General features: G+C 55.0%; 12 protein-coding genes. 6 read left to right on the top strand and 6 right to left on the bottom strand.

All coding sequences use genetic code 11. The features are described 5' to 3' along the window. Nucleotides 1-3: 3 nt before the first annotated feature. The 6 genes from M9H61_RS06610 to M9H61_RS06585 all read right to left on the bottom strand — a co-directional run bounded on the left by M9H61_RS06610 (nt 4) and on the right by M9H61_RS06585 (nt 6,869). Nucleotides 4-933 carry a hydroxymethylglutaryl-CoA lyase gene (locus tag M9H61_RS06610; RefSeq protein ID WP_250284056.1) on the bottom strand — a complete coding sequence of 310 codons (930 nt, stop codon included), beginning with the start codon at nt 931-933 and terminating at the stop codon, nt 4-6. Next, the gene (locus M9H61_RS06605) at nt 933-2,936 is read right to left on the bottom strand and encodes an acetyl/propionyl/methylcrotonyl-CoA carboxylase subunit alpha (protein WP_250284054.1); all 2,004 of its coding nucleotides are present in this window, start codon (nt 2,934-2,936) and stop codon (nt 933-935) included. Before M9H61_RS06605 ends, M9H61_RS06610 begins: the two co-directional genes overlap by 1 nt. Continuing rightward, nucleotides 2,936-3,748: an enoyl-CoA hydratase/isomerase family protein gene (locus M9H61_RS06600; RefSeq protein WP_250284052.1), complete on the bottom strand. Its 813-nt coding sequence runs from the start codon at nt 3,746-3,748 to the stop codon at nt 2,936-2,938. The genes M9H61_RS06605 and M9H61_RS06600 overlap by 1 nt, the downstream gene beginning before the upstream one ends. 7 nt (nt 3,749-3,755) lie before the next feature. Next, on the bottom strand, nt 3,756-5,366 hold the full coding sequence (locus M9H61_RS06595) for a carboxyl transferase domain-containing protein (RefSeq protein ID WP_206928440.1): 1,611 nt from the start codon (nt 5,364-5,366) through the stop codon (nt 3,756-3,758). Between the two features lie 293 nt (nt 5,367-5,659). Continuing rightward, nucleotides 5,660-6,271, bottom strand: a complete 612-nt coding sequence (locus M9H61_RS06590; RefSeq protein WP_068518582.1) for a 2-hydroxychromene-2-carboxylate isomerase — start codon at nt 6,269-6,271, stop codon at nt 5,660-5,662. A 124-nt stretch (nt 6,272-6,395) separates the two neighbouring features. Next, a complete protein-coding gene (locus M9H61_RS06585) occupies nt 6,396-6,869 on the bottom strand; it encodes an Lrp/AsnC ligand binding domain-containing protein (RefSeq protein WP_068518581.1) in 474 nt (157 codons plus the stop codon). A gap of 204 nt (nt 6,870-7,073) precedes the next feature. Between M9H61_RS06585 and putA the strand changes: the two genes are divergently transcribed. The 6 genes from putA (at nt 7,074) to M9H61_RS06555 (ending at nt 16,618) form a co-directional block, all read left to right on the top strand. Continuing rightward, complete coding sequence (gene putA / locus M9H61_RS06580) at nt 7,074-10,877, top strand: bifunctional proline dehydrogenase/L-glutamate gamma-semialdehyde dehydrogenase PutA (RefSeq protein WP_250284049.1); 3,804 nt, start codon at nt 7,074-7,076, stop codon at nt 10,875-10,877. 431 nt (nt 10,878-11,308) lie between these two features. Next, on the top strand, nt 11,309-11,938 hold the full coding sequence (locus M9H61_RS06575; RefSeq protein WP_068518578.1) for a BON domain-containing protein: 630 nt from the start codon (nt 11,309-11,311) through the stop codon (nt 11,936-11,938). 157 nt (nt 11,939-12,095) lie between these two features. Next, complete coding sequence (locus M9H61_RS06570) at nt 12,096-12,329, top strand: bacterioferritin-associated ferredoxin (RefSeq protein ID WP_068518577.1); 234 nt, start codon at nt 12,096-12,098, stop codon at nt 12,327-12,329. Between the two features lie 235 nt (nt 12,330-12,564). Further along, on the top strand, nt 12,565-13,125 hold the full coding sequence (locus tag M9H61_RS06565; RefSeq protein ID WP_250284047.1) for an RNA polymerase sigma factor: 561 nt from the start codon (nt 12,565-12,567) through the stop codon (nt 13,123-13,125). Further along, entirely contained in the window at nt 13,122-14,084 is a 963-nt protein-coding gene (locus M9H61_RS06560) for a FecR domain-containing protein (RefSeq protein WP_250284046.1), read from the top strand. Before M9H61_RS06565 ends, M9H61_RS06560 begins: the two co-directional genes overlap by 4 nt. Before the next feature lie 116 nt (nt 14,085-14,200). Continuing rightward, nucleotides 14,201-16,618, top strand: a complete 2,418-nt coding sequence (locus M9H61_RS06555; RefSeq protein WP_250284043.1) for a TonB-dependent siderophore receptor — start codon at nt 14,201-14,203, stop codon at nt 16,616-16,618. Nucleotides 16,619-16,650 lie beyond the last annotated feature (32 nt).

Genomic DNA, 16,650 nt, shown 5'->3' with positions numbered 1-16,650 from the left:
TCATTATTCCCCGGAAGTTTGCCGCTTTGCCGCAAAGGCCAGATTGACCTTCGAAGCACTTGATCTTCCTATCTGATCACAAATCCAGCTTCCTGTCTCGGCAAGCTTTTCAAGATCGATACCGGTCTCAATGCAAAGGCCGTTCAGCATATAGACAACGTCTTCGGTCGCGACATTGCCACTGGCGCCTTTGGCATAGGGGCAGCCGCCAAGACCGGCCACCGAACTGTCGATGGTGGCAACTCCCATCTGAAGAACCGCCAGCAAGTTTGCCAGTGCCTGACCATAGGTGTCATGGAAGTGCGCGGCCAGTTTTTCGACCGGGACATGTTTGGCGACTGCATCAATCATCGCCTGTGCCTTGGTCGGGGTGCCCGTTCCAATAGTGTCGCCCAGACTGATTTCATAGCACCCCATGTCATAAAGGGCCTTGGAAACCTCGGCGACTTTTGCAGGGGCGATATCGCCTTCATACGGGCAACCCAAAACGCAGGACACATAGCCGCGGACAGCAAGGCCGGCCGCGCGGGCGGCATCCGTTACCGGGCGAAAACGATCGAGGCTTTCGGCAATCGAACAATTGATATTCTTTTGCGAGAAACTTTCCGATGCCGCGCCAAATACCGCAACCTCGGTCGCGCCGCTGGCGATGGCGGCTTCCAGCCCCTTAAGGTTCGGGGCCAGCACCGGATAGGTCACGCCATGCTTGCGGGTGATCTGTGCCATGACCTCGGAGGCATCGGCCATTTGCGGCACCCATTTCGGGCTGACAAAGGCGGTGGCCTCGATCACCGATAGTCCGGCATCATTCAGCCGGTTGATCAGTTCAACCTTGGTGGCGGTCGCAACCATGGTCTTTTCGTTCTGAAGCCCGTCGCGCGGACCGACTTCAACGATTTTCACATGGTTTGGCAGATCGGAAATCGCGGCCATTACTGGGCCTCCTCAATCGCGATCAGTTCGGCACCATCATCAACCTGATCGCCGACGGCAAAGAACACTTCCTTGACCGTGCCCGAAACGGGGGCGGAAATGGTGTGTTCCATTTTCATCGCTTCCATGACGACAAGCTTGTCCCCGGCGGTTACGGTCTGGCCGGGTTCTGCCATCACGGCGATGATTTTACCGGGCATCGGGGCGGTCAGACCGCCACCGGCACCTTCGTTGCCACCGGCTGCTGCCAGCGGATCAAAGATATCAAGACGATCAACGCGACCGGTGCGGAATATTGTCATACGATTGCCATCGCGCAGGACCGTGGCCCGTTTGCGGACATTATCAAGTTTGGCAACAATCGCGCCGTTTTCATCATAATCGGCAGACGCGATGATAGCGCTACCATCGGGCATATCGATGACATAGCCGCTGTAGCGGTAATGGACTTTGACCGCGATGTCCGATCCTTCGTGACGCAGGATCAGGTCATGGTGGTTATCGTCATTCAGACGGAAACCGGCCGTGCTGTTCCAGGGCGAATAGGGATCGTTGCTTTGGGCGGCATGTGCTGCGGCCTCGGCATCGCGGGTCAGCAGGATATCAAGGGCGGCAAATGCCAGGGCCTCGTTATCGGGTGTTGCCGGTGCCGGGATCAGGTCATCCTGATAATGCGGGATAAAGCCGGTTTCGACTTCGCCGCGTTCAAAGGCCGGATGACGGGCAATATTGCCAAGGAAACCGGTATTGGTAGTGACCCCGACGATCTGAACATCATCAAGGGCCGATGCCATACGGCGCAGCGCCGATTTGCGATCGACATCCCAGGTGATCAGCTTGGCGATCATCGGGTCATAATGGATCGAAACTTCACCACCTTCATACACGCCGGTATCGAAGCGGACATGGTCGGTTTCACGCGGCATGCGCATATGCACAAGCTTGCCGGTGGCCGGAAGGAAATCGTTCTGCGGGTCTTCGGCATAGATGCGAACTTCGAACGAATGGCCGTTGATCGACAGTTCTTCCTGCGCCTTGGGCAATTTTTCACCATCAGCAACGCGAAGCTGCCATTCCACCAGATCCTCGCCGGTGATTTTTTCGGTCACCGGATGTTCGACCTGAAGGCGGGTGTTCATTTCCATGAAATAGAAACTGCCCGATGCATCAAGAAGGAATTCAACCGTACCGGCCCCCTGATAACCGATGGCCTTGGCGGCATCAACGGCGGCCTGACCCATCTGGGCGCGGAGTTCCTGGCTCATGCCCGGGGCAGGGGCTTCTTCTATCACTTTCTGGTGGCGACGCTGAAGCGAACAGTCACGTTCAAACAGGTAAACCGCGTTGCCGTGGCTGTCGGCAAAGACCTGAATTTCGACGTGGCGCGGTTTGACAATCAGCTTTTCAATCAGGCAATGGTCATCGCCAAAGCTGCTTGCGGCTTCGCGTTTGCAGCTGATCAGGGCGTCCTTGAAGTCGGATGCCTTTTCAACGGCGCGCATGCCCTTGCCGCCACCACCGGCCGATGCCTTGATCAGAACCGGATAACCGATTTTATCGGCCTCGGCAGCCAAAAGGTCGGGGTCCTGATCTTCACCGTGATAGCCGGGGACAAGCGGCACACCCGCCTTGTCCATGATTTTCTTGGCTTCGGATTTGGAGCCCATTGCACGGATGGCACTTGCCGGTGGTCCGACAAAGACGCAACCGGCTTTTTCAAGCGCGTCGGCAAAACCGGCATTTTCCGACAGGAACCCATAGCCCGGATGAACCGCATCGGCACCTGATTGTGCAATGACTTCAAGCAGACGGTCGGTGCGCAGATAGCTGTCCTTTGGGGCGGGGGCGCCAATGTGATAGGCCTCGTCAGCATGTTTGACATGCAGCGCATTGGCGTCCGCATCGGAATAAACGGCAACGGTTGCAATACCCATGCGACGGGCGGTCTTGATCACGCGGCAGGCAATTTCACCGCGGTTGGCGATCAGTAATTTACGCGGCATTATTTCTTGCTCCAGTTCGCGGGACGTTTTTCCAGAAAGGCACCAACACCTTCGCGGCCTTCATCGCAGGCACGCTGATCGGCGATGCGGTGCGCGGTATCGTCAATGACGGCGTCCGAAATCGGCTTGTTGGCAACCGCATAGATCAGGTCCTTGGCGGCATGCATGGCAGCCGGGCCATTGGCCAGCAGAATATTTGCCATTTCATCGCCGCGCGCAGCCAGTTCATCACCCGCGACGATTTCATGCACCAGTCCGATCTGTTTGGCGGTTTCGGCGTTGAACCGTTCGGCGCTCAGGAAATAACGGCGGGCCTGATTAACCCCGATGGCCTCGACCACATAGGGTGAAATCACCGCCGGGATCAGGCCAAGCTTGACCTCGGACAGGCAGAAACTTGCCCGATCAGATGCAATCACGATGTCACAGCACGCGGCCAGGCCGACCCCGCCGCCAAAGGCAGCCCCGTTGACCAGCGCGATGGTTGGTTTTGACGCAAAGTTCAAAACCTTCATCAGTTTGGCAAGTGCCCGTGAATCGGCAAGGTTTTCGCCGTGGCTATATCCCGCCATGCGCTTCATCCAGTTCAGGTCCGCACCGGCCGAAAAGCTTTTGCCAGCCCCGGTCAGAATGATGACGCGGACAAGTGGATCGGCATCAAGGGTTTCGATCTTGCCGGTCAGATCCGCGATCAGAACATCATCAAACGCATTGTGAATGTCCGGGCGGTTCAACGTGATGGTTGCGACACCGTTTGGCGCAATTTCGCAGATGGCGGCATCAGTCATGTTATTGCTGTTGACATTGGTCATGACGGCCTCACATTCTGAAGACGCCAAACCGGGTTTCTTCGACCGGTTTGTTAAGGGCTGCCGACAGGCCAAGGCCAAGAACCATGCGGGTGTCAGCCGGATCAATCACGCCATCATCCCACAGACGCGCCGACGCGTAATAGGGGTGGCCCTGTTCTTCGTATTGGTCGCGGATCGGGGCCTTGAAGGCTTCCTGTTCTGCTTCGGGCCATGTTTCACCGCGCTTTTCGGCTGCATCGGCACGAATTTGGGTCAGAACATTTGCTGCCTGTTCGCCACCCATCACCGAGATGCGGGCATTTGGCCACATCCACAGGAAGCGCGGGCTATAGGCGCGCCCGCACATGCCATAGTTGCCAGCCCCGAACGATCCACCGATCAGGACGGTGAATTTCGGCACATTAGCGGTGGCAACGGCGGTCACAAGCTTTGCCCCATCCTTGGCAATGCCGCCGCTTTCATATTTGCGGCCGATCATAAAGCCGGTGATGTTTTGCAGGAACACCAGCGGAATGCCGCGCTGAGCGCACAGTTCGATGAAATGCGCCCCTTTAAGGGCGCTTTCGGAAAACAGGATGCCGTTATTGGCAATGATCCCGACCGGATAGCCAAAGATACGGGCAAAGCCGGTAACAAGGGTCGTGCCGTACTGGGCCTTGAATTCATCGAATTCCGAACCGTCGACGATGCGCGCGATGATTTCGCGCACGTCATAGGGTTTCTTGGTGTCGGTCGGCACCACGCCATAAATCTCGCGCGGGTCGTAGGCCGGCGCGCGTGGCTCGGTCAAGGTCAGGCCGGGGTTTTTTGTCCAGTTCAGGTTTTTGACAATGTCGCGCGCAATCGACAGTGCGTGATTGTCGTCCTGTGCGTAATGGTCGGTAACACCCGATGTTTTGCAATGAACGTCTGCACCGCCAAGGTCCTCGGCCGAAACGACTTCGCCGGTCGCGGCCTTCACCAGCGGCGGACCACCGAGGAAAATCGTGCCCTGTTTGCGAACGATGATGCTTTCATCGGACATGGCGGGGACATAGGCACCACCCGCCGTACAGGACCCCATGACCACGGCGATCTGCGGGATGCCCTTGGACGACATGGTGGCCTGATTAAAGAAGATGCGCCCGAAATGGTCGCGATCCGGGAATACATCATCCTGACGGGGCAGGTTGGCACCGCCGCTATCGACCAGATAGATGCAGGGCAGATTGTTTTCGAGTGCAATTTCCTGGGCGCGAAGGTGCTTTTTGACGGTCATCGGGTAATAGGAGCCACCCTTGACGGTCGCATCGTTGGCGACAATGACGCATTCAACACCCGACACCCGGCCAATGCCGGTAATGATGCCGGCGGCCGGGACATCTTCGTCCCCATACATGCCATGTGCGGCAAGTTGGGAAAGTTCAAGAAATGGCGATCCGATATCAAGAAGCTGGCGAATACGTTCACGCGGCAAAAGCTTTCCGCGGCTGGTATGACGTTCGCGCGCGCGTTCCCCGCCGCCAAGTTTGACTGCGGCGATCTGTTCACGCAGGTCGGCCACCAGTTTTTCCATGTGTTCGGCATTGTTGCGGAATTCTTCCGAGCGGGAATTCACCGCAGATTTCAGTACCGTCATTGTCCGTCTGCACCGTTTGTTATGGGCAATCCGTCGCCCGATGGGTTGGCGTTCATGAGGTTGTTATGGGGTAAGTTTACGTAAGCGTCAATATTAAATCGGTATTTTAGTACCGGAATTGTATATATACAATGCGTACACCGGTTATCCGCAGTTTTCTGCGGGTTTTTGGTTTGTTATTACATTGCGCTGCAATGATGAAGTTTGGTCCGCCATATCAATGTTGCCCCGGATTTTGCAAAATCCAGTGGTGACGGGGCCAATTTTAAATCGGGAAATTCGGGTGGGCTGGATTAACTGTCGCTCGTGCTTCGGCGCAGTGAAATCCACTGTTCAAGCTGATCGAGGCGATCGTTCCCGAAAAACGGCTCGTCCTCATAGAAGAAGAACGGGGATCCGAACGCCCCCATGGCGATGGCTTCGTCGGTTATTTCGCGGGTGCGCTGTTTCCAGCGCGGCGATTCGACGGCCTGGCGCATTTCACCGGGATTGATTGAATGGCGGGTGGCAGCGGCAAAGACATTTTCCGGATTGGCCATATCAAGCCCGTCGGCGAAATAGCCGCGATAGATATCCTTGGCAAAGCGGCGCGCCAGTGATGGTGAGCGTGATTCAAGCCAGTAAAATGCACGCGTCGGTACCAGCGCAGAATAGGGGAAGTTTTGCGGAATGTTGAACGGTGTGCCTTGCAGGCGTGCACAGCGTTCCATGTCATGGCGGAAATATTTGCCACGAATCGGTTGGCTCAGAAGCGGACTTTGCCCGGTTTGCTTAAACGCAGCACCGATCATGAAGGGACGCCAGATGACCGTAACGCCAACCCGCGATTCGAATTCTTCCATCCGCTCGGCAGCGAGGTAACCATAGGGTGAGGAGAAATCGAAATAGAAGCTGACTTCGGACATATTCCTGCACCTGATCTGTTTGCTTTGTTTTGGGCAATAACCAACCCAAACAGGTTTTCATCCTGTTTGTCTTTATTCGATAGTGCGGCATTAAGCTATTGCAAAACAACCAAAAAACAGCAGATCAGGGGATCGTGATGCCCGGGCGGACTTTTACTTCTTCCATCACGACATATGTATGAGTCTGGCTGACGCCCTGAACCGAGGACAGCCGTTCAAGGAACTCGCGATAGGCATACATGTCTTCAACCCGAAGTTTGGCAAGATAATCAAATCCGCCCGCCACCATGTGGCATTCCTCGATTTCCGGCAGCTTGCGGATGGCTGCGGCAAAGACATCAAAAACATCCGGGGTTGTACGGTCCAGGGTGATTTCGACGAACACAACCAGCGACTGGTTCAGCTTGCGCGGGTCAAGCGTTGCCATATAGCCGGTGATAAACCCGTGCTGTTCAAGGCGGCGCACGCGTTCAAGGCACGGCGTCGGGCTAAGATTGACGCGACGGGACAGCTCGACATTGGACATGCGTCCGTCATTTTGAAGTTCACGCAGGATCTGCTTGTCGATCTTGTCGAGACTCTTTTGGTTCTTCTGCATATCGAATGTCTTACCAGTGTTTGTGACTACACAAAGGCGAATTGTTTGGATGATATATCGTATTTTACGGAAAAATGGCAGCACATTTTTAGGGTGAAATACTAATGTCTGAGGCCATAGAGGTGCCATCAGGCTCAAAAAGCAGTGCTTTGTGCTGTTTTGCGACCCGTCAAAGTCAATAATACCAGGGAGAGGTCGAACGACATGTTCCGCGCTGAATTGCCCCAACCCAACGATATCCGCCAGCAGATCCGTGATGCGTATCGCGCGGACGAAGAAGCCGCCGTCGAACGTCTGATCGAAAAGGCGCGCCTGTCCCCCGAACAGACCGCGCGCGTTCAGTCACGCGCCTATCAGCTGGTTGCCAATGTTCGCAAGGCCGACAATGGCAAAAGCGGCATTGATGCGTTGCTCCATGAATATGAATTGTCGAGCAAGGAAGGCGTCATTCTGATGTGTCTGGCCGAAGCATTGCTGCGCGTGCCAGATGCCGTTACCGCCGATAAACTTATTCAGGACAAACTGTTTGATGCGGATTGGCAAAGCCATCTGGGCCATTCCGACAGTTTCTTTGTCAATGCGTCGACCTGGGGGCTGATGCTGACCGGGAAGGTCATCAAGTTCGGCAAGGCGGAAAAGGCCGATCCGGGCCGGTTGCTTAAGCGCATGATCGCACGATCGGGCGAGCCGGTCATACGCAAGGCCTTCAATCAGGCCATGCGCATCATGGGCCGCCAGTTCGTGATGGGCCGCACCATTGATGAGGCCGCCGAACGTGCCAAGGCGAACGAGGAAAAGGGCTATCGCTATTCCTATGACATGCTGGGTGAAGCGGCCCGCACCATGGAAGACGCCGATCGCTATTACAAGGCATATGAAGACGCGATCAATGATATCGGTCGGGTTGCCAATGGGCGCGGCCCGATCGACAGCCCGGGAATTTCGGTAAAGCTTTCGGCGATCCACCCGCGCTATGATTTTGCCAATTATGACCGCGTCATGAATGAATTGACGCCGCGTCTGAAACAACTGGCGTTGCTGGCCAAGAAATATGACATCGGCTTTACCGTCGATGCCGAAGAAGCCAACCGTCTTGACCTGTCACTTGATGTGATCGGGGCGGTGTTTGCCGATCCGGAACTTGATGGCTGGGAAGGATATGGTCTTGCCGTGCAGGCCTATCAGAAACGGGCCTATTACGTTCTGGAATGGCTTGCTGATCTGTCGGTCAAGGTGGGCCGCAAAATGATGGTGCGCCTGGTGAAGGGCGCCTATTGGGATACCGAAGTCAAATTCAGTCAGGAAAACGGGTTTGAAGGCTATCCGTGCTTCACGCGCAAGGCATCAACCGACGTTTCCTATCTGGCCTGTGCAAAGCTGATGCTGTCGCGTCGTGATGCATTCTATTGCCAGTTCGCAAGCCACAATGCCCATACCGTTGCCTCGATCCTGGAAATGGCGGGCAATGACCGCACCTTTGAATTCCAGCGCCTGCATGGCATGGGCGAAGCCCTTTATGAGCAGATCGTCGACAAGGACGGCGAAAACGTCCCGTGCCGCGTTTATGCCCCGGTTGGTACACACGAAGACCTTCTGGCCTATCTGGTGCGTCGTCTGCTTGAAAACGGTGCAAATACAAGCTTCGTCAACCGTATCCAGGACGAGCAGCTTCCGATCGAGGAAATGATCGCCGATCCGATCGAAAAGATGGCGGCACTTCCGCGCAAAACCCATCCGAAGATCCCGGCACCGGTTGATCTTTATGGGGCGGGCCGCGTCAATTCGCGCGGTATTGATCTGACCGATACCAACAAGCTGCTTCCGCTCAATGCCAAGCTTGCAGAATTCCAGCGCAAGACCTGGTCGGCTGCGCCGTTGATTGATGGCAAGCTGGTCGCGGGAACGCCGATTGATGTCGTCAATCCGGCAAAACTTGGCGAAAAGGTCGGTGATCTTGTTCAGGCCACCGAAGCCGATGTTGATGCCGCTGTTGCGGTGGCGGTCAAGGGCTATGAAATCTGGAACAAGACACCGGCATCTGAGCGGGCGAATGCGCTGCGTCGTCTGGGGGATCTGCTTGAAGACAATATGGGCGAGTTCATCGCCCTGTGTCAGCGAGAAGCAGGCAAGCTTTATTCCGATGGCGTTGCCGAAGTGCGCGAAGCGGTTGATTTCTGCCGCTATTACGCAAACCGGGCCGAGGAAACCTTCCGCGAGGGAACGGTTCTTGAAGGACGCGGCGTATTCGTCTGTATCAGCCCGTGGAACTTCCCGCTTGCGATCTTCCTTGGGCAGGTGACTGCGGCCCTTGCCGCGGGGAATGCGGTTATTGCCAAGCCGGCCGAACAGACATCACTGGTTGCGGCCCGTGCCGCCGAGTTGATCCTTGAGGCCGGAATTCCCGGTGCTGCGTTCAATCTGCTTCCCGGGCCGGGACGCGTTATTGGTAACCAGCTGATCAATGATCCGCGGGTCGCCGGTGTGGCCTTTACTGGGTCGACCGAAACCGCACAGGTGATCAACCAGGCGCTTGCCAAACGTCCGGGTGTTCCATTGCCGCTGATTGCAGAAACCGGTGGTCAGAATGCCATGATCGTTGACTCGACCGCCCTGCCCGAACAGGTGGTGCAGGACGCGATCATTTCCGGTTTCCAGTCGGCAGGGCAGCGTTGCTCGGCCCTGCGTGTCCTGTTTGTTCAGGAAGATATCGCAGACAAGCTGTGCCACATGCTGGTTGGCGCGATGAAGGAATTGCGGGTCGGCGATCCGAAATTCCTTGATATCGATGTCGGTCCGGTGATTGACGAAAAATCGCGCAAGACCCTTGATGCGCATGCCGAACGCATGAAAAAGGAAGCCAAGTTGCTTCATGCCTGTGATGTTCTGCCGGAATGCAAGGAGGGCACGTTCTTTGCCCCGCATTGCTTTGAAATTCCGTCGCTTGATGTTCTTGAACGCGAAGTCTTTGGTCCGGTCGTGCATGTGATCCGATACAAGGCGCGTGATCTTGACAAGGTTCTCGATCAGATCAATGCATCGGGTTATGGCCTGACCATGGGTATTCATTCCCGTATTGACGGCACCGTGCGTCAGATTTCGCAGAAATTGCGGGTTGGCAACTGCTATGTGAACCGCAACATGATCGGTGCGGTTGTCGGTGTTCAGCCGTTCGGCGGGCAGGGCAAATCCGGAACCGGGCCCAAGGCCGGTGGTCCGCACTATGTCGAACGCTTTGCCAAGCCGATTGCCGTCACCGGGAATGCCGATCAGGAAGCCGGTTTTGATGACCGTTCACCGATTATCGTCAAAGATGTCATTCCGTCTGACGAATATGCCGCCATGCTGGGTGCGCAGGAAAGCTGGCAGGCTGTTGATGGCAACGAACGGGTACGCATTCTTGAGAAGCTTGCGGCAAAGCTGACGGCTTCGGGCAAGGCCGAACTTGTCGCCGGTGCGCATCACATCGCCAATTTCGCAGCGGTTTCCGAAAACGGTTTCGTCGCTCCCAAACGGATGCCCGGCCCGACCGGTGAAACCAACGACCTTTATTGCCTTGGTCGCGGTGTCTATCTGGTACAGGTCGACAAGGACGCTGAACCCGCCCGTGTGATCCGCCATCTTGGTGCCGCACTCGCCGCTGGTAACGCGGTTATTCTGGCCGGTGATCAGAAGTGGCTTGGCGAAATTCCGGCTCTGGTGATCGATGCCGGATTGCCCGACAAGCTGGTCAAGTCGGTTGGTACCAATACCGGCCTTGGCGCGATGTATGACGGGGCGATTGCCGGTGTGTCCTGTGTCGCGCCGCTGGATCGGGTTACGGCCTTCAAACAGCTTCTGGCAAAGCGCGATGGCGCGATTCTGTCGCTGATTTCCGATAGCGGTGCCGAAGATGACGGTGCGCTTCCTGATGAAGCCTTCCTGCATCGTTTTGCCACGGAAAAGACCATCACCATCAATACCACGGCGGCCGGCGGCAATGCGTCGCTGATGTCGATGGATGAAAACTGATCCACCTGCGATGGTGGCAGCTGCATGGACCGGGATGAAAATTCCGGTCCATTTTTCTTTCATTCATTTTATTTTATGTACTATGCGGCCCTGCGCATTTGCGGCGGGCTTTTTTTTGTCAAAATTCACTGCAATAGATGAAAGAGCCAACAGCATGTTGCGTTAATTCTGATCCACTTTGCACGATATCGGCCCCTGTTCGAAATCAAGCGAAGGCCAACAGGGACAAGGCCGGACCGGTGGTGTGAACCACTGGACAACCGGCCGACTGAAGCCGGACAAGGTGAACCAGATTTGATGCAGCAGGCTTTTAAAACAGGAACAGATCAGGATTTGTCGCGTTTGTTCAGAATGGATGACGGATCGCGACACATTCGGATCGCCCGATATTTTTGAACCCATGCCGGGCAGGCATGAAAAGGAGAACATTGATGATCAAGGTTAACCGAGGCTGGCGCAGTGTGATGAAGACGCTTTCGGTCTGTGCAGTTTTGGCAGCGCCGCTTGCTGCTTGTGGACCGCTTCAAATGCCGCTTGAAGACCGCACGGGTAACGACCAGTGGCTTGATACCCAGATCAAGTCAGGCATCCTTGGCGAGTTTTCCAAAGTGGATCACACCTATCTGATGGATGTGAATATCGACATCTGGAAACAGAATGTCATGGTCACCGGCATGGTTGATTCAAAGGGCAAATATTACGATGTGATGTCGCTGGTCAAACAGGATAACCGCATCAAGACGGTTTATGATCATTTGGTGATTGCCGATCAGGAAACCATCGATGCCTATCACCGCGCCGAAGACCAGTATGGCAAAAATGCCGTGCCGGCGGATTCGGCCACCCAGTCCGTTTCCGACGTCTGGATCGAAGGCCAGATTAAGGCATTGTTATTGGCCGAAAAAGGTGTGAGTTCCGTCAACTATCGTTGGCAGGCCGTGCAGAATGTCGTCTATATCATGGGCGAAGCGCAGACCGATGAGGAGCTCAATAAGGTGCTTTCGATCGTGCGCCGGATCAAAGGTGTATCGCGCGTGGTCAGCCATGTAAGCGTTGCCTGATCTTACTGTAAATAAACAGTTTTTCGAAAATTCCCCGCAGAGATTAAACCCTGCGGGGAATTTTTTTGTCGTTGAAACTTGCGAAAGTGTTTGAAAACTATTCGCAGTTACCTTAGATGTGAGTGCACGTAATTAATAACTGATTGCAATCGCACTTATGTATGTCTGCATCTGCAACGCGCTAAGGGAAAAAGACGTCCGCCGTGCCGCCGAAGAAGGCGGTGCTTCGCGTCCGGCAGAAGTTTTCCGTTTTCATGGCTGTGCCCCACAATGCGGCAAATGCGCCTGTCATATGCGCGCCGAATTGTTGCAGGCAAAAACATGCGGCAATTGTGATTGCGATGATGCAGCAGCCGTAACCGCGAACGTCGCACCGATCGCGGCGGAGTAATCCGGTACGGTTAAGCCGCAACATCAATGATGGCTGACAAGGCGATACCATTGGGCATCGCCTTTTTTCATGCCTGCTTTCCGGGGGTTGAGCGATGCCATGATCAAGCCGCGAGGTGCGGGGACGGGATGATTTCCATTTTGATATTGCAATTCATTATCAATATCGATATTGCTGTGTGAAAGCGCAAGGCTGAAGCCAAACAGCCTTTGGGGTAGTGCGGTTCGGGGCAGCAATGAGGCAGGTTCTTTTTGAAGAGTTGCATCGTCAGGAAGAGGGGCGCTTGAAGCGCTTCTTCACAAGACGTCTGCGCAATCAGGATGACGCGCTGGATGCAACCCAGGAAACCTTTGCCCGCTGGCTTGGTCTTTCACCCAAGACCAGAATTGAAAATCCGCAGGCATATCTTTTCAAAATTGCCAATTCTGTTGCTTGCCGGAATGGTGCGCGTCTTCAGGCAGACCGGCAGATGATGACAACCGAGCACGAACTTGACCAGTTCGCCGAAGATGCGCCTTGTCAGGAACGCATTGTCGCTGCACGGGAATATCTGATGATCATGGCCCGGGCAATCGAAAGCCTGCCGGCAAGATGTCAGGAAGTTTTCATCTTCAGCCGTTTGCATGGCCTTGCCAATGGTGACATTGCGCAACGCCTGGGGATCAGCCGCAATATGGTTGAAAAGCACATCATGCGCGCGCTTATCACCTGTCGTGCGGTGCGTGCGAAACTGGCTGTCGAAGAACCGGATACCGCATTGCTGTCAGGCCTGGTCGATGGGCGGGCCGCACGATGACGTTGGGCGCCCAATCAGGCTTGCAGCAGCTTCCGGAAAGCATGATCAGGGAAGCCGCCCGCTGGGCTGCGCGCATGCAGTCGGCCGATGCCACCATAGATGACCAAAAACGGTTCGAAGGATGGCTTGAACGGGATTCCAGACATCCGGTTGCCTATGCAGAGTTTGATCAATTGTGGTCCGATTTGCGCGATGTGCCGCTGGGCGATGATACGCTTCGGCAGATTGCCCGAAAACGGACGATCCGGCGTGTATCGATTGTGATTGTCGGGTTGCTTGGGCTGGGCCTGACCGGTGCGCAGAAGCTTGGCGCAATCGACCGGATACAGGCAGATTATTATACCCCGACTGGCAAGACTGCGCAGATCACGCTGTCTGACGGATCGGTTGTGGCCCTTAACAGTGATACGGCAATCAGGGTTTCCTATCGGGATGATGCCCGTGAAATCGAACTTTTGCGCGGCGAAGCATTTTTTGAAGTCACACCTGATACCGGTCGCCCATTTATCGTTAAGGATGACGGGTTAAGTGCGCGTGCGCTTGGCACGCGTTATGGCGTGCACGCCGATCCGGATTCCCATCAACCCGATGTCCAGGTCGAAGAAGGCACCGTCGAGGTGCGCAATGGCAATGATATTGCGACACTTCAGGCCGGGGAGGCCGCCAAGGTAACGGCACAGGGCACCCTTGCAATTCACAAGGTTGATGCAGGCCGGGAGACCGCCTGGCGTGACGGCAAACTTGTTTTTTCAAATCAGCCATTGCGGCAGGTTCTTGAAACACTCGACCAATATCAGGTCGGCAGCATTGTTTTGATCAGCCAGCGGGCTGGCGAACAAAAGGTAAGCGGCATCTTTGATCTGAATGATCCGGATAAGGCGCTGCGATCGCTTGAGGCCAGATTGCCGATCAAAATTACCCGCGCAACCGGCCTTCTGACCATTATTGATGAAAATTAATTGAAAAATATTCTCATTCGCACGTCAGGAGGTTGTCGATTTCCCGCTCTTACAGGGCAGGCGCATCCAAAACGAGATGCGCTCTGAACAGAAACAATCCTGAAGTGGGGAATAGAATGCATCGTTCTAAGGTGGGAACTGCCGCGCGGTCGGGGCTGGCGGCATTGATGATTACAGGCGTCTCGATGACAGCCTTGATGGTGGCGGCGCCAATTGGCTATGCAGCTGCGCAAACACAAGACGCGGAAAAAGTGACGTTTGCGGTGCCCGGGGGGGCGCTGGAAAACGCATTGCTGACATTTGGCAGACAGGCCAATCTTGAAATTGTTTACCCCAGTGCGCTGACTGCGGGCAAAACCGTAAGCGGCCTTAACGGGACGTATCTGATTGATGATGCGCTGACCCGGTTGCTGGCGGGTACCGGCCTTGCCCATCAGCGCGGCGCAGATGGTAGTGTCACGATCTATGATCAGGCAACCGGGGCCAGTGACGGTACGCAGACAGCACCGGTGGTTATTGAATCCCGTATCGAAAGCGCGACCGGTCCGGTCGAAGGATATGTCGCCAAACGCTCGATAAGTGGAACCAAAACCAACACGGCGCTTAAGGAAATTCCACAATCGATCAGTGTGGTCACAGCCGACCAGATTGAAGATCAGGCTGCCGGGTCCGTTGCCGAAGCAATGCGCTATACCCCGGGTGTGTTGACCGAATATCGCGGGACGTCGAACCTGCATGACGAAATGTTTGTACGCGGCTTTTCCTATGTGCCGCGCTATGTCGATGGCTTGAATTATGGCCTGACATCATTGGGGCAGATCGATCCATATTTGCTTGAACGTGTTGAACTTCTTCGCGGGCCGTCTTCTGTCCTGTTCGGGCAGGCGAACCCGGGCGGTGTCGTCAATCTGACGACCAAACGTCCCACGGGCGAGACAAAGCGTGAAGTCGAAGTTTCGGTCGGTACGGACAACCTTTATTCGGTTGGTGGCGACATCAGCGGCGTGCTTTTGGCAGATAAGGGAATTGATTACCGCGTGGTCGCCAAGGGCCTGACCAAGGATGAATTCGGCGGTGAAATGGAACAGAACCGCATCGCCATCGCACCGTCGGTCAGCTGGACACCCAACGAAGACACCATGCTTGTGGTCAATGCCAGCTATCAAAACGATCCCGATGGCGGGTTGCGGCCGTTCCTTGCCGGGCAGGGGACACTTTATCCGACGCCTTATGGCTATTTCCCGCGTGATTTCTGGGCCGGTGCATATGATTTCGACAAACACGAACGCACCCAGTTTTCATTTGGCTACAGCCTTGAACATGCGGTTAATGACGTCGTAACCCTGCGTCAGAATGCGCGCTATAACGACATCGAAAGCACGCTTGATCAGGTTATTCTGAACTCGATCAAGGCCGGCGGCACCCAGATCAACCGTCTTGCGACCCATTCCGATGACAACCTTAATCAGTATGTTGTCGATAACCAGGCCGAATTCAATTTCGACACCGGCATCGTTGAACACAAGGTGCTCGGTGGTCTGGATTACAAATATCAGCTCTATGAAGAATATTACGGAAACTACAATCTTGGTGACGAGGACTGGCGTAATCTGACGCGCTATATCGGCAATGTGGCGCTTTCTGACGGCACCAACCAGGAAACAGAATCTTCGCAAACCGGTCTTTACCTGCAAGACCAGATCAAGATTGATCGTTTGAATGTTGTTCTGGGATTACGTCACGACTGGGCTGAAAGTGCGATTTCCAAACGCAAAACCAACACCACCGAAGAACAGCGCGACCATGCCCTGACGGGGCGTGCCGGTGTCATTTACAACTTTGACAATGGCATTTCGCCATTTGTCAGTTACAGCACATCGTTTGAACCGGCGTCGGGTACGGACAGTGACGGCAATGCATTTGATCCGGTCGAGGCCGAACAATATGAAGGCGGCATCAAATATGCTCCTGATGATGGACGGATTTCGGTCACGGCAACGGTTTACCAGCTGACCCAGGAAAACATCGTGACCTATGATGATTCCAGTACCAAACGTCAGATCGGTGAAATTCGGGGTCGCGGCTTCGAATTTGAAGTCCAGGCGGAAGTCACCCCGCAACTAAGTGTGCTGGCAAGCTATTCGCGCAACAACACCAAAATCACTGACGATGCCAAGGCCGCGAATATCGGTCTTAAGGTCGCCAACATGCCCGAAGAACAGGCGACCCTGTGGTCGAAATACAGCTTCGATGGCGGAACGTTTGATGGTCTTGCCGTCGGGGGTGGTGTTCGTTACACCGGTGTCTCGACGGACTCTGTGAATGCGGTAGAAGTTCCTGACTATACCTTGTTTGATGCAATGCTGTCCTATGATCTTGGTGCCTTGTCGCACCGGTTCGACGGGATGGAATTGCAATTGAATGCCAACAACCTGCTTGATGACACCTATGTGGCTTCCTGTACGCGGGCTGCCTGGGCATGTTGGTATGGTCCGGGCCGTACGGTTACTGCAACACTGCGCTATAACTGGTAAGTCCGATGAAGAATGCTGTTCGTGTGCGGATA

Source organism: Thalassospira sp. GO-4 (assembly GCF_023588965.1).
Classification (GTDB): Bacteria; Pseudomonadota; Alphaproteobacteria; order Rhodospirillales; family Thalassospiraceae; genus Thalassospira; species Thalassospira povalilytica.
The sequence above is the reverse complement of the archived record's forward strand: the minus strand, read 5'-3'. Positions and strand labels throughout refer to the sequence as shown.